This is a genomic window from Arthrobacter sp. AOP29-A2-19 (genome assembly GCF_058138025.1).
The window spans coordinates 3,232,073-3,245,290 of the sequence record NZ_CM176894.1; the positions used below are offsets into that span (position 1 = coordinate 3,232,073).

Genomic DNA, 13,218 nt, shown 5'->3' on the forward strand with positions numbered 1-13,218 from the left:
GCGCGCAAGGTTTGTTCCACGTACGTGTCACGAGTCGGCCCGGCTTCGATGGCGCTCCTTTCTCCCCGGCCGTCGAAGGTGTCTCAACAGCAGGGCGCGCGGGTTGACTGCGCCGACAACCAGCTCACCCGAACAATCGCCGGGCACCGGCGTTCCCGGCGGGGCCGCGGCGGTTGATGTGTAGCTGTGGCCGGTCGGCGTGGTGGTGACGATCGTGCCGCGGACGCCGTCCGTCACGTGCGTGGACCATCCTTCCGCGTCCTTCGAGTAGTTGCAGGCCTCGCACAGTCCCTCGGCGTTGGCAACGTTCGTTTCTCCACCCGCGGCGACGGGGACCACATGGTCGTGGTGACGGATCGGGGCATCGCACCACGGGCGGCGGCAGGTGCGGTCCCGGGCAACAATAAATCGGCGCATGTTTTCGGGTAAGGAGCGCGCCCTGGAGTCCATAGCCACCAACTGACCGGACGTTGGCGCCGTGTAGAGCCTCCGAAGCCAGACTTCGACACTGGCGTCCGGCGGTGGATCCGGCTCGATCCCAGAGTCCGGGCCGGGTAGTCCCGTGGAGGCTTGGGGGACCGCCGGCGCGAGCCTGGCCAGGTCCCTGACCCACTGTGCCGGGACGATCCCATATCCGTTCAGGTACGCCGGTTCCGCGTCGCCCTGGAACAGGACCCGGTCCGTCACCACAACCTGTAGCTCGACCTTCGCAGCCCCGGCCCCCGCATGTCCCGTGACGCGCTCGACCAGGGTGTCCGCCATCACCTGCCCGCGGCTTCGGGGGTCGCCGGCGGCACGGCACCGGTCGGCCTCCAGGCTCAGCGCCTTGTACGTTGCGATTCCCTGCGCGACGGGCGACAGCCCGGAGAGGTAGACCATGGTGTCCGGGGCCGGCCTGCAAGTCACGGTCCGCTCCGACACGGCCTTCCGTGAGCGGTTCACCACGGCCCGCGAGTCGAGGGCTAGGGCGGCGGCCTTGGCTTCGCCGGCGAGTTGCCTGTCGCCCTTGCCTTCCAGCAGGGAAGGGTCGCCGCAGAGCTGCTCGTCGATCCTCATGCGATCGTCCAAGGACAGGCAGGCGGTTTCCCGGACGATCACGGTGGCCCGCCACTCGCTCAGGGCTCCATCCCCCAGGGCTTTCAGCGTGCAGGGCATCTCCCTGACCAGCATCTTTGCGAGCCCCAGTTGAATCCTCCCGCGGTGAGGCGACTCTCGCCTGGCCAACGCGATCTGCGATGCCACAGCGAGTCCCCGTTTTTTTGCGTGAATGCCCGCGCGGACCTCGTCGCTTCGCACGGATTCGTCCAGGCTCACGGCCAGCCTCGCCTGGGCGGCACAGGCGGCGGACTTGAGGATCTCCAGCGCACGCAGTTGATCGACCGCACGCACCTGGTCGGGCGTTTGCGCTCGGTCGGGGGCTTGCGCTCGGTCGGGCACGCGCGCCTCGTCCAGCGCCTGCGTCTGGCCGCCCGTCCACGCCTCTTCGGCCGGCGGTGGCGGGGCGCATGTTCCGACTTCGGCGAGACTCTTGGCCAGCAACAGTAGTTCTTCCGCCCCGAGCGTTGGTGGTCCCACGCGACGCCCCGAATCAGGGCCAGCCAATCCCATTGTCGTCGGAGGACCACCGCCATCCGGCCGGACGGTGCGGGTGGGCGCGAGGTGACCCACACGCGTTTTGGCCCCGTAATCCGCGGTATCCCTGCGCGGTCTGGCGGCCGTGCCCCGACCCGCAGCTGGTTCGTCACTCATAACCCCAACGTACCGACCCCCACCGACACTATGGGAACACATTTTCGAATGTGCACAATCATCGACTCGCGACGATTGTTGACGGCGAGTCCCGCGCATGCCACGCGTCAGGGAGCACATCCGGGCCACGCCCGGCGAGCGCCGCGAACCCCTCACCGGGCGACATGCGGGGCCGTCGGCGTTAGGCTGGGGCCATGGATGCTCAGAGACCGCTTGGATACTGGCTCAAACTGGTGGACTCGCTCATTTCCGAGCAGTTCACGGTTGTGCTGGAGGAACATGGCGTTACGCGCCGGCAATGGCAACTGCTGAATGTGTTGTCGAAGGGACCTGCGACCGGCGGCGAACTGACCTCGGCGCTTGCGCCCTTCTTCGGCGAACCCGCCGCGGAAGGCGAACCCACCAGCCCTTCCGAGCATCTTGCCGAGCTTGTCGAGTCCGGGTGGATCAGCGAGGAGGGGCACACCTTCACGCTGACGGAACGCGGGGCCACCAGCTTGGACCGCCTGACCGCCCTGGTGGACACGATGCGCGAGGAATCCAGCGCCGGCGTGTCCCCCGAGGACTACGCGACCACGGTCGCCTCGCTTCGCCGTATGGCGCTCAACCTCGGCTGGGAAGATCCCGCCGCGAAGGACAACTAGATGCCCAACAGCACCACCCCGGCCGACGTTACGCCCGGAGAGGTCTACCACGGCGCGCCCGAGCCGGAATCGCCGCTGTTCGAGGTTCGGGAGGTCACCTCCCCCGAAGCGATGGCCCGCTTCCTGGACCGCCCGGACATCGTTCGCGTCAAGGGCCGCTACGCCCTACTCAACAACACGATGACGCCGCACCAGGCCATGGTCGCCGACCTGCTGTTCGTCCGTGGCGTGCTCGAGGACGCGGGGCTCTCCTATCTCTTGGTGCGCGGCAACGATGCGCGCCCCGTCATCGCCGTCAACTGGGAGTTGCGCAAGAAGCTGCGCGCGGCCCTCGTGGCGGCGTGCCAGGACGAGCCGTTCTACTCCATGACGGTCGACACCCGCAAGGACAAGGCCCTCCTCGTCGCCGACGGGCGCCTCGGGACCAGCGCAAAGGCCCGCATGTACCGCCTGTACCGCCCGCGCGTCGAGCCCGAGGGCGGCCTGCACTACGGGCAGGGCACCGGCGTCCAGATCGAGCTCTGGAAATGGAACAACGACGGCACGCTGCACCTGCCGATCGAGAACTCCCTCACCAGGGCCACGCTGCCCGCCGCCGAGGCCGTCCGTGGAACGGTCAGCCGCTTCGGCTTGGAATGGCCGACGATCGAGAACATGTTCGCCGACCACGCCGCGGACATCGACTTCCCGATCGACATCGTTTTTTCTTGGGTCGACGGCAACAATCCCGAGTACCAGCGCTACCGCGTCTCGTTTATGGACAACGTCGTCGTGGGCGAGGGGGACGACGCCGAGGCCCGGTTCCGGCAGATCGACGAACTGAAGTATGCCCTCCGGAGCATCCACATGTTCGCGCCATGGATTCGCCACATTTTCATCTGCACCGACTCCGACCTGCCCGAGTGGCTGAACGAGGAGCATCCCGACCTGACGATCGTCCGGGCCGCCGACCACTTCAAGGACCCCTCCAGCCTGCCGACGTTCAATTCGCAGGCCGTGGAGTCCCAGTTGCAGCACATCGAAGGACTGTCCGAGCACTTCCTGTATTCCAACGACGACATGTTCTTTGGCCGTCCGGTCGGGCCAGACATGTTCTTCTCCCCCGGAGGCATCACCAAGTTCATCGAGGCCCCCACGCGGATCGGGCTGGGCGACAACCATCTGGACCGTTCCGGCTTCGAGAATTCCGCCCGCGTGAACCGCAGGTTGTTGCACGACCGCTTCGGACGGATCACAACCCGGCACCTCGAACACACCGCTGCGCCATTGCGCAGGAGCGTGATGTTCGAGCTCGAGGAATTGTTCTCAAACGAGTTCCGGGAGACCGCGGCCAGCCGTTTCCGCGCGAAGGACAACATCTCCGTCACCAACTCGCTGTACCACTACTACGCGTTGCTCACCGGACGCGCCGTGACCAAGGTTGGCGCCAAGGTGAAGTACGTGGACACCACGATGTACTCGGGGCTGGACCAGCTCGCAAAGCTGTTGGCCAAGCGGAACCAAGACTTCTTCTGCCTCAACGACGGCAGCTACCCGGAGGTCCCCGCGCAGGAACGCCAGCAGGTGGTCACGTCGTTCCTCCGCCGGTACTTCCCCGTGCCGGGACCGTGGGAGAAGCCGGACACCGGTTCGTAGCCTGCGGCACCGCCGTCGCTCCCGTCCTCAGGCGATCTGCCGGCGTCGTTCCGCCGGCTGTTTCCCCGCGGGGTCCGGCACCGCCCGGTCGCCCGCCTCCGCGTCGGGCGCCGCGACGTAGTCGAGCCCGTGGCTTGCAAGCGACTCCGTGACTTGGACCGGGTCGTACACCGTGCCAACAGACGTGCCGCCCGGGGCCGGCACGACGGAGTGCACGATCGTGTCCTCGTACACGTGGACCAGATTGTAGGACTGCGCGGCGTCGCGCCCCCGCGTCCCGCGGATCCCGTTGACGGGGTCGACGGCGGAGGCCAGGTCCTGCGTGTAGCAGGTCGCCGATGCGACGGACACGGGAATGCCGGCGAACATGGCGTTGGTGGAGTAGTGCAGGTGACCGCCGATGATGCTGCGCACGTCGGTTCCGCGGACGACGTCCGCCAGGGCGGCCTGCCCACGGAGTTCCACCAGAATGGCCAGCGGCTGGATGCTCGGGACCGGCGGATGGTGCAGCGCCAGGATCGTACCCTCGGGTGCCGGCTCGCGAAGCTCCGCGCGCAACCAGTCCAGCTGGTGCTGGACGAGTTCACCGTAGTGGGAGCCAGGAACCGTGGTGTCCAGCGTGATGATCCGCAGACCGCCCAGCCGGTACACGCGGTCGAGCGGCTCCGTGCTGCGGCCCTCGTCGAGAAGTCCCTCGCGGAGGTTCTCGCGGTCGTCATGGTTGCCCATCGCCCAAATGACCTGGGCGCCGAGGCGGTCCGCAGCGGGTTCGACGAGGGCGCGTAGCCGCGCGTAGGCCGCCGGCTCCCCCTTGTCCGCAAGGTCTCCGGTGAAAATCAGGGCCTCCGGCCGCGCTCCGCTGGCCTCCAGTGCTTCGAAGACCTCACGCAGGTGGGCTTCGCTGTCCAGGATTCCCATCAGCGGAATATCGCCCCCGACCAAGTGCGTATCGCTGAGGTGTACGAGGAAGTGCGCCGGGCGGGGATGCTCGGGGCGGATGGTTGCCATGACCAGCTCTTTCGGTTGCCGACGGCGTTTGCCTGGCCGCCTGGTGGATTACCTCCACGTAACCCCATCCAAGCAGACGAAACCCCAACCCGGAACGAAATTGCCGGGCAAGTTGCATCTCTGTGGTTAGCCGGTGTCCCCGCGGCGGTCGCTGGGCAGGCAACGCGGCGGAAACAGCCGCCCGCTAGGCTGAGTCCCATGCGCGATCTACAGGTCAAGATCATCGAAGAAATGGGCGTCAAGCCGACCATCGACTCCGCCGAGGAGGTTGCCCGCCGGGTGGCGTTCCTGAAGGACTATCTGAAGTCCACCGGCACGCGGGGATTTGTGCTGGGCATCTCCGGCGGACTGGACTCGACACTGGCCGGCCGCCTGGCCCAGCTCGCCGTGGAGGAGCTGTCGGCGGAGGGCGTCGAGGCGGACTTTGTGGCCGTCCGCCTGCCCTACGGTGTCCAGCACGACGAGGACGACGCCCGCGCGGCCGTGGAGTTCATCGCCGCCAAGACGGAGCGCACGTTCAACATCAAGCTCGGGGTGGACGGGTTCGAGGCAGAGTACGAGGAGTCGACCGGAGAACCGATCTCCGACTTCAGCAAGGGAAACATCAAGGCACGCCTGCGGATGGTGGCGCAGTACGCGCTGGCCGGCGAGGGAAATTTCCTGGTCCTCGGCACGGACCACGGCGCGGAGTCCGTCACCGGCTTCTTCACCAAATTCGGCGACGGCGGGGCCGACATCCTCCCGCTGTTCGGACTGAACAAGCGCCAGAACCGGCAGCTGCTCCAGCATCTGGGGGCGCCGGAGCGGCTGTGGCGGAAGGTGCCCACGGCCGACCTGCTGGACGGCCGGCCCGGACGCACCGACGAGGACGAGTTGGGTTTGCGCTACGACGACATCGACGATTACCTGGAGGGGCGCGACGTCGCGACCGAGGCCGCCGAGTCCATCGAGGCCAAGTACCTGCGCACGCGCCACAAGCGGACCGTGCCGGTGACCCTGCTCGACGACTGGTGGAAATAGGGCTAGTCCGCGCCCTCCGAGCGGTCGCGGATGTCCGTGACGATGCCGGAGAAGTCGCGGCCGGCGCCGCCCTCTTCGGCGAAGCGGTCGTAGATGCGCGAGGCCAGGGGCCCCAGCTCGGCCGCCACGCCCGTGCCCTGGAGCGCATTCAGGGCCAGCCGGAGGTCCTTCGCCATGAGCGCGCCGGCGAATCCCGGCTGGTAGTCGCGGTTCGCCGGGCTTGTGGGGACCGGCCCGGGGACGGGGCAGTTGGTCGTGACGGCCCAGCATTGCCCCGAGGCCGTCGACACGACGTCGAAGAGCGCCTGGTGGCTGAGTCCAAGCTTTTCCCCCAGGACAAAGGCCTCCGACGCGGCGATCATGGTGACGCCGAGGATCAGGTTGTTGCAGACCTTCGCGGCCTGCCCCGCCCCGTGGCCGCCGCAGTGGACGATGCGCCGGCCCATAACCCCGAGCAACGGCTCGACCGCGGCGAAGTCATCGGGCAGGGCGCCGACCATAAACGTCAGCGTCCCGGCCTCGGCCCCCACCACGCCGCCGGAGACGGGAGCGTCGACCGACCGGTGTCCCGCCGAGACCGCCAACTCCGCCGCCTCCCGCGCCTCGTCGACGTTGATCGTGGAGCAGTCCAGGAACATGGTGCCGGCGGGTGCGCCCTCCAGCAGGCCGGGCCCGCCGTTCCCCCGGTAGGCGTCCAGCAGGTGCCGGCCGCTCGGAAACATGGTCAGCACGACGGCGGCCCCCTGCGCCGCCGCGGCCGCCGAATCTACGGTCGGCACCCCGTTGGCCGCCGCCGCCTCCATGGCCGCGGGCACCACGTCGAACCCGGCGACCTCGTAGCCGGCCCGCACCAGATTTCCAGCCATAGGTCCGCCCATGTGGCCGAGGCCGAGGAAGGCGATCTTTCCCAGGGTGCTGCTCATACGGCATTCTCCTTCGCTGTGTGGTCGCGCGCGGCGTGGACCCGGTCGGACAGCCCCAACTCGCCGCCCTGCTCGTGGGCCGCCAGCGGCGCGAAGCGCGCCACGACGTCGGAGCGGCTCACGTCGGCGAGCGTAGCGGGCCGCCACCGGGGAGTCCGGTCCTTGTCAATGACTTGGGCGCGGATGCCCTCGGCGAAGTCTGGGGTCGACAGCATCCGCACGCCGACCCGGAAGTCCTGGTCCAGGCACTCCTCCAACGTTGCGAGCCCGGCGGCCCGGCGCAGCGCCTCAAGAGTCGTTTTCACGGCCGTCGGCGACTTGGATTCGATGGTGTCGGCCGCCTTCGACGCCTCGCCCCCGGACTCCCGCAGCCTGCCGACGATCGCCTCGGCGTCGTCCCCGGCGTACGCGGTGTCGATCCAGTCCCGCGCCGCCGCGAGGGGCGACGACGGCGGGGCGGCGGCATAGCGACGGACGGCAGTCTCGGCGGGCTCCGTCTCCAACGCCAGCTCGAGATCGCCCAGGCTCGAGGACTCCACATAGTGGTCGGCGAGTCCCAGGAACACCGCGTCTCCGGCCCCCAGGTGCGCGCCGGTCAGCGCGGCGTGCGTGCCGGACTGGCCCGGCGAGCGCGAAAGCAGGAACAAGCCGCCGACGTCGGGCACAAATCCGATCGACGTCTCCGGCATCCCCGTGCGGGTGCGCTCGGTGACCACCCTAAGCCGGGCGTGGGCGGAGACTCCCACTCCACCACCGAGCACCAGGCCGTCCATCAGTGCCACAAAGGGCTTCGGATAGTGGGCGACGAGGGAGTCCAGCTTGTACTCTGCCCTCCAGAAGGCGGCCGTCGCGTGGCCGCCCGACGCGAGGTCCCCGTGGATGGCCACAATGTCGCCGCCCGCGCACAGGCCCCGGTCGCCGGCCCCCCGCAGCAGCACGGTGGCGACGGATTCGTCGACGGCCCAGCGGGCGAGGCCCTCCAGCAGTGTGGCGACCATGTCCGCGTTCAGTGCGTTCACGGCCCGGGGCCGGTTGAGGACCGCCACGCCGAGCCGGCCGCGCCGCTCGAAGAGGACGGGATCCATCAGCTGCCCTCGGGCATGATGAAGCTGGCGCCCTCCCGGACGCCGGAGGGCCAGCGTGTGGTGACGGTCTTGGTCTTGGTGTAGAAGCGGAACGCGTCCGTTCCGTGCTGGTTCAGGTCCCCGAACCCGGAAGCCTTCCAGCCGCCGAACGTGAAGTACGCGATCGGGACGGGAATCGGGACGTTGATGCCCACCATGCCGACGTTGACACGGCTGGCGAAGTTCCGGGCGGCGTCGCCGTCGCGGGTGAAGATGGCCACACCGTTGCCGAACTCGTGCTCGCTGGGCAGCCGCAGCGCCTCCTCGTAGTCCGCCGCGCGCACCACGCACAGTACCGGGCCGAAGATCTCCTCCCGGTGGATCCGCATGTCCGCCGTGACGTGGTCGAAAAGGGTGGGGCCAACCCAGAAGCCGCCGTCGTGGCCCTCGACGGCGGTGCCCCGGCCGTCCACCAGCAGCGACGCGCCCTCGTCCACGCCGACGCGGATGTAGTCCTCGATCCTCTCCTTGGCCGAGGCCGCCACGACCGGTCCGAAGTCGATTTCCGGGTCTGTGCCGGGGCCGACCCGCAGGCCCGCGATGCGCTCCTTCAGCTTGGAGACGAGCGCGTCGGCGGTCTCCTGGCCGACAGGCACGGCGACGGAGATGGCCATGCACCGCTCCCCCGCGGAGCCGAACCCGGCGCCGATCAACGCGTCCGCCGCCATGTCCAGGTCGGCGTCGGGCATCACGATCAGGTGGTTTTTCGCGCCCCCGAAGCACTGCGCGCGTTTGCCGTTGGCGGCCGCCGTCGCGTAGATGTAGCGGGCGATCGGGGTGGATCCCACGAAGCCGACCGCCTCCACCCGTGGATCCTCCAACAGGGCGTCCACCGCCTCCTTGTCGCCGTTCACCACGCTGAAGATGCCGTCGGGCAGCCCCGCCTCCGTGAAGAGCTCGGCGAGCCGCAGCGGGACGGAGGGGTCGCGTTCGGAGGGTTTGAGGACAAAGGCGTTGCCGGCGGCGATCGCGGGGCCGGCCTTCCACAGCGGGATCATGGCGGGGAAGTTGAACGGCGTGATTCCGGCCACCACTCCGAGCGGCTGGCGCAGGGAGTGGACGTCGATGCCCTCCCCCGCACTGTCGGCGAATTCGCCCTTAAGCAGGTGCGGCGCGCCCGCGCAGAATTCCACCACTTCGATTCCGCGCTGGATGTCGCCCTTCGCGTCCGCCAGGGTCTTGCCGTGCTCCGAGGTGAGCAGGGCGGCGAGTTCATCGATGTTCGCGTTGACGAGGTCCACAAAGCGCAGCAGGATGCGGCCCCGGCGCTGCGGATTCGTGGCGGCCCAGCCCGGCTGGGCGGCGGCCGCGTTGTCCACGACCGCGCGCACCTCGTCCCGGCCAGCCAGCGGCAGGACCGCCTGGACCTCGCCGGTGCTGGGATCGAAGACGTCGCTGTGGCGTCCTGAAGTGCCCTCCACGCGGCGCCCGCCGCTGTAGTGGTGAAGCGTGCGGACCATGGATGCTGCTCCTCAAGTTGGCGGAATGCTGGGGGGCCGAGTGTGACCCACGCCACCACCACCAAGCTACCCCCAGTTCAGGACACGGGCCACCGCAGGGCTTCCCCTTGGCGGCCGCTCCACAATTGATAGGTTGGAGACGTGAAGATCGCTACCTGGAATGTGAACTCCCTCCGTGCCCGCGCCGACCGCGTGGAGGATTGGCTGCGCCGTTCCGACGTCGACGTGCTGGCCATCCAGGAGACCAAGTGCAAGGACGAAAACTTCCCGTGGGAGCTTTTCGAGAGCAACGACTACGAGGTGGCCCACTTCGGGCTGAGCCAGTGGAACGGCGTCGCGATCGCGTCCCGGGTCGGCCTGGACGACGTCGAGCGCACGTTTATGGACCAGCCCGCGTTCGGCAAGGGAGGCAAGGACCCCGTGCAGGAGGCCCGCGCCATCGCCGCAACCTGTGGCGGCGTCCGCGTCTGGAGCCTCTACGTCCCCAACGGCCGTGCGCTCGACGACGAGCACATGCCGTACAAGCTCGCGTGGCTCGACACCCTGAAGAACCATGCCGCCGCCTGGATCGCCGATGACGCCGCCGCGGAGGTGGCCCTGATGGGCGACTGGAACATCGCCCCGGAGGACGACGACGTCTGGGACATCGACTTCTTCCGCGCCAACGCGATGACCCACGTCAGCGAACCCGAGCGCGCCGCCTTCAACGCCTTCCTCGAGGCCGGATTCGTCGACGTCGTGCGCCCACACACGCCGGGGCCCGGCGTGTACACCTATTGGGACTACACGCAACTGCGCTTCCCCAAGAAGGAGGGCATGCGGATCGACTTCGTGCTCGGCTCCCCCGCGCTGGCCGCCCGCGTCACCGGCGCGTCGATCGACCGCGAGGAACGCAAGGGCAAGGGCGCCTCCGACCATGCCCCCGTCGTCGTGGAGCTTGGCTAACCGTGGGTTCCGGCGTGGGGGGCGCGGCGCGGCGTAACGTGCCGCCGACGTCGTATCTCCGCGTCTACGAGCCCCTCCGCGCCTACTCGGACGCCGACCAGTTGCTGATCTCCGCGCAACGGGCGCTCCCGCGCACCGTCTTCGAGGAGCGCGCCGCCGCGGAATCCATCCGACGCATCACCCGGCGCGTCTCCGATCCTTTCCCGCACGAGACGGGCGAGCTGTTCCGCGTGCTCCACTACCCGTCCGCGAACGGCACAACAACCGCCTACTTCTGCCCCGATCAGCTGCCGGTGCGCGCCACCTTGGCCGCGGAACAGCTCGACGGAAGCATGCGCCCCCAGCTCCTGGAGCTGCTGGTCCCCGACGCCGCGCGCCAGGCGAACGCCGGACGGATCGTGCACGAGGATTTCGCCGAGGGCATCGCCGCCCTGCACACGCGCAGCGCCACGTGGGGCGTCCCGTTCGGCTGGTTCGTGGCGCTCCGCGAGGACGACCACTGCGAGATCGACGACGACGGCGGCACCGTGAACAGCGTCAGGCTGTCCGCGCCGGCGGTCCAGGTCCTGGAGCGCGCCCGCTATGCGGCGGCGTCGCTGGCGGTCAACGCACCGGAGCTGGACATGCTCGACGAGCTCACTGCCCTCAGCGAGTGGCTCCGCCTGTTCCACCCGGACTCGATCGTGGAGCTGGACTACGGGCGCATCGCCGAGCTCGTGTGGCCCGACGACTCCCCGCACGACATACGGCTGGGGATCGAGTCGCTCGCCGAGGGCGACATGCTCGGGGCCGCCGCGTCATACCGAAGGCTGGCCTCCCGGTGGCTAAGGATCCGCCAGCTGGCCCGGGCCAGTTGATCGCGGGCCGGCAGCAGTCCCCGAAACCCGGGTGAAACCGTTTACACTGGCTGGTGAAAGCACCCTCGACATCCCTAGGAGCCCCATGTCCCAGCAAGCACCGTGGTGGCAGGACGCCGTCATCTACCAGATCTACCCCCGCTCCTTCGCTGACGCGAACGGTGACGGCATGGGCGATCTGCGCGGGATCGCAGGCAAGCTTCCCTATCTTGAGCGGCTTGGCGTGGACGCCGTCTGGCTCTCCCCGTTCTACCTCTCTCCACAGGCCGACGCGGGCTACGACGTGGCCGACTACCGCGCCGTCGACCCGCTGTTCGGTTCGCTCGAGGACTTCGACACCATGCTGGAGTCGGCGCACGGCCGCGGCATCAAGGTGATCGTCGACCTCGTGCCCAACCACACGTCGGACGAGCACGTCTGGTTCAAGGAGGCCCTCGCCTCCCCGCCCGAGTCCGCGGAACGCGCCCGCTACATCTTCCGCGACGGCGCCGGCCCCGACGGATCGCAGGCGCCCAACAACTGGCAGTCCATCTTCGGCGGCCCGGCCTGGACGCGGATCACGGAGCGCGACGGGACGCCCGGGCAGTGGTACCTGCACCTGTTCGACACGAAGCAGCCGGACCTCGACTGGGAGAACCCCGAGGTCCACGAGGAGATGAAGGACGTCCTGCGCTTCTGGCTGGACCGCGGGGTCGACGGCTTCCGGGTCGACGTGGCCCACGGCATGGTCAAGGCCCAGGGCCTCCCGGACTGGTCGGAGAAGGTGGCCATGGTCGCGGGCTCGGAAAAGCCCACCACCGACACCGGCAACGTCTCCATCATCGAGCCCTCGCTCGATCTTCCTCCGGAGGAAACCGCGCCCACGAACATGGCGCCGTCGGGCGAGCAGACTCCGCCGTACTTCGACCAGGAGGGCGTCCACGCCATCTACGAGTCGTGGCATAAGGTCCTGGCCGAATACGACGGCGACCGCATGATGGTTGCGGAGGCCTGGGTGGAGCCCATGTCCCGCATCTTCCGCTACGTGCGCCAGGGCGAGATGCAGCAGGCCTTCAACTTCGGCTTCCTGCTCGCGGGCTGGGACGCGGAGCGCGTCGCCGACAACGTCGCGGAGACCCTGGCCGAAGCGGCCGTGGTCGGCGCCCCGCCCACCTGGGTCCTGTCCAACCACGACACCGTACGCCACTCGACGCGGTACGGACTCAGCGACCCGACCACGTTCCCCAAGGGCATCTCGGCCGAGGACGAGCAGCCCGACGAGCGGCTCGGCTGGGCCCGCGGCCGCGCGGCCGCGATGGTGATGCTGGGCCTGCCCGGCTCCTCCTACGTGTATCAGGGCGACGAGCTCTCGCTGCCCGAGCACACGACGCTCGCCGCGGAGGCACGCCAGGATCCGAGCTTCTTCCGCACAGGCGGCAAGGAGCGCGGCCGCGACGGCTGCCGGGTGCCGATGCCGTGGGCCGCGGAGCTGCCCGGCTACGGATTCGCCAACGACGGCGGCTCCCCCGCCGCGCCGTGGCTGCCGCAGCCGGACAGCTATTCCGCCTACGCGGCGGACCGCCAGGTGGGCGTCGAGGGTTCCACCTTCGAGCTGTACCGTTCGCTGCTGGCGGTTCGGCAGGAGCGGGGCCTGGGCCGCGGCTCGCTGGAGTGGGCCGCGGCCCACAACGCCGAGCACGGGCTCCTCGCCTACACCAACGGCGATCTGCTGGTCCTCGCGAACATGGGCGACGCGCCCGTGGAGCTGCCCGCCACGCACCGCGTCGTGGCGTTCAGCCACATCGAGGCGGTCTTGGACGGCGCGCTGTCCGCGGATGCCGCCGTGTGGATGCTGCCGCTCTAACGGAGGGGCC

11 protein-coding genes are annotated in these 13,218 nt (G+C 69.0%); 6 read left to right on the plus strand and 5 right to left on the minus strand.

Features of this window, described 5'->3' with window-relative positions; translation table 11 throughout:
* Positions 1-27: 27 nt before the first annotated feature.
* The gene (locus AC3ZJJ_RS14885) at positions 28-1,575 is read right to left on the minus strand and encodes an HNH endonuclease (RefSeq protein WP_489892599.1); all 1,548 of its coding nucleotides are present in this window, start codon (positions 1,573-1,575) and stop codon (positions 28-30) included.
* Positions 1,576-1,943: 368 nt separating this feature from the next.
* Here AC3ZJJ_RS14885 and AC3ZJJ_RS14890 point away from each other — a divergent pair, with 368 nt between their 5' ends.
* Both AC3ZJJ_RS14890 and AC3ZJJ_RS14895 read left to right on the plus strand, forming a co-directional pair.
* Positions 1,944-2,393 carry a MarR family winged helix-turn-helix transcriptional regulator gene (locus tag AC3ZJJ_RS14890; RefSeq protein ID WP_489892600.1) on the plus strand — a complete coding sequence of 150 codons (450 nt, stop codon included), beginning with the start codon at positions 1,944-1,946 and terminating at the stop codon, positions 2,391-2,393.
* Positions 2,394-4,028 carry a stealth family protein gene (locus AC3ZJJ_RS14895; protein WP_489892601.1) on the plus strand — a complete coding sequence of 545 codons (1,635 nt, stop codon included), beginning with the start codon at positions 2,394-2,396 and terminating at the stop codon, positions 4,026-4,028.
* Positions 4,029-4,055: 27 nt separating this feature from the next.
* Here AC3ZJJ_RS14895 and AC3ZJJ_RS14900 read toward each other — a convergent pair whose 3' ends face one another.
* Positions 4,056-5,036 (minus strand): phosphodiesterase, encoded by a 981-nt coding sequence (locus tag AC3ZJJ_RS14900; protein WP_489892602.1) that lies wholly within the window; start codon positions 5,034-5,036, stop codon positions 4,056-4,058.
* Positions 5,037-5,234: 198 nt separating this feature from the next.
* Here AC3ZJJ_RS14900 and nadE point away from each other — a divergent pair, with 198 nt between their 5' ends.
* Positions 5,235-6,056, plus strand: coding sequence for an NAD(+) synthase (gene nadE / locus AC3ZJJ_RS14905; protein ID WP_489892603.1), 822 nt, complete (start codon positions 5,235-5,237; stop codon positions 6,054-6,056).
* A 2-nt stretch (positions 6,057-6,058) separates the two neighbouring features.
* Here nadE and mmsB read toward each other — a convergent pair whose 3' ends face one another.
* From mmsB to AC3ZJJ_RS14920, 3 genes are read right to left on the minus strand one after another with little or no spacing between them, the layout of a single operon-like run.
* Positions 6,059-6,979: a 3-hydroxyisobutyrate dehydrogenase gene (gene mmsB / locus AC3ZJJ_RS14910; protein ID WP_489892604.1), complete on the minus strand. Its 921-nt coding sequence runs from the start codon at positions 6,977-6,979 to the stop codon at positions 6,059-6,061.
* Positions 6,976-8,064: an enoyl-CoA hydratase/isomerase family protein gene (locus AC3ZJJ_RS14915; RefSeq protein ID WP_489892605.1), complete on the minus strand. Its 1,089-nt coding sequence runs from the start codon at positions 8,062-8,064 to the stop codon at positions 6,976-6,978. Before AC3ZJJ_RS14915 ends, mmsB begins: the two co-directional genes overlap by 4 nt.
* Positions 8,064-9,563, minus strand: coding sequence for a CoA-acylating methylmalonate-semialdehyde dehydrogenase (locus AC3ZJJ_RS14920; RefSeq protein WP_489892606.1), 1,500 nt, complete (start codon positions 9,561-9,563; stop codon positions 8,064-8,066). Before AC3ZJJ_RS14920 ends, AC3ZJJ_RS14915 begins: the two co-directional genes overlap by 1 nt.
* Positions 9,564-9,704: 141 nt before the next feature.
* Here AC3ZJJ_RS14920 and AC3ZJJ_RS14925 point away from each other — a divergent pair, with 141 nt between their 5' ends.
* The 3 genes from AC3ZJJ_RS14925 (at position 9,705) to AC3ZJJ_RS14935 (ending at position 13,208) form a co-directional block, all read left to right on the plus strand.
* Entirely contained in the window at positions 9,705-10,508 is an 804-nt protein-coding gene (locus AC3ZJJ_RS14925) for an exodeoxyribonuclease III (RefSeq protein WP_489892607.1), read from the plus strand.
* Between the two features lie 2 nt (positions 10,509-10,510).
* Complete coding sequence (locus AC3ZJJ_RS14930; protein WP_489892608.1) at positions 10,511-11,365, plus strand: DUF8083 family protein; 855 nt, start codon at positions 10,511-10,513, stop codon at positions 11,363-11,365.
* Positions 11,366-11,450: 85 nt separating this feature from the next.
* Positions 11,451-13,208 (plus strand): glycoside hydrolase family 13 protein, encoded by a 1,758-nt coding sequence (locus AC3ZJJ_RS14935; protein WP_489892609.1) that lies wholly within the window; start codon positions 11,451-11,453, stop codon positions 13,206-13,208.
* Positions 13,209-13,218 lie beyond the last annotated feature (10 nt).

Excerpts from the sequence above, each read along its gene's own strand:
- AC3ZJJ_RS14915 (WP_489892605.1), bottom strand. The coding sequence starts at position 8,064 with ATGGATCCCGTCCTCTTCGAGCGGCGCGGCCGGCTCGGCGTGGCGGTC.
- mmsB (WP_489892604.1), bottom strand. The coding sequence starts at position 6,979 with ATGAGCAGCACCCTGGGAAAGATCGCCTTCCTCGGCCTCGGCCACATG.
- AC3ZJJ_RS14890 (WP_489892600.1), top strand. The coding sequence starts at position 1,944 with ATGGATGCTCAGAGACCGCTTGGATACTGGCTCAAACTGGTGGACTCG.
- AC3ZJJ_RS14895 (WP_489892601.1), top strand. The coding sequence starts at position 2,394 with ATGCCCAACAGCACCACCCCGGCCGACGTTACGCCCGGAGAGGTCTAC.
- AC3ZJJ_RS14920 (WP_489892606.1), bottom strand. The coding sequence starts at position 9,563 with ATGGTCCGCACGCTTCACCACTACAGCGGCGGGCGCCGCGTGGAGGGC.
- AC3ZJJ_RS14935 (WP_489892609.1), top strand. The coding sequence starts at position 11,451 with ATGTCCCAGCAAGCACCGTGGTGGCAGGACGCCGTCATCTACCAGATC.
- nadE (WP_489892603.1), top strand. The coding sequence starts at position 5,235 with ATGCGCGATCTACAGGTCAAGATCATCGAAGAAATGGGCGTCAAGCCG.
- AC3ZJJ_RS14900 (WP_489892602.1), bottom strand. The coding sequence starts at position 5,036 with ATGGCAACCATCCGCCCCGAGCATCCCCGCCCGGCGCACTTCCTCGTA.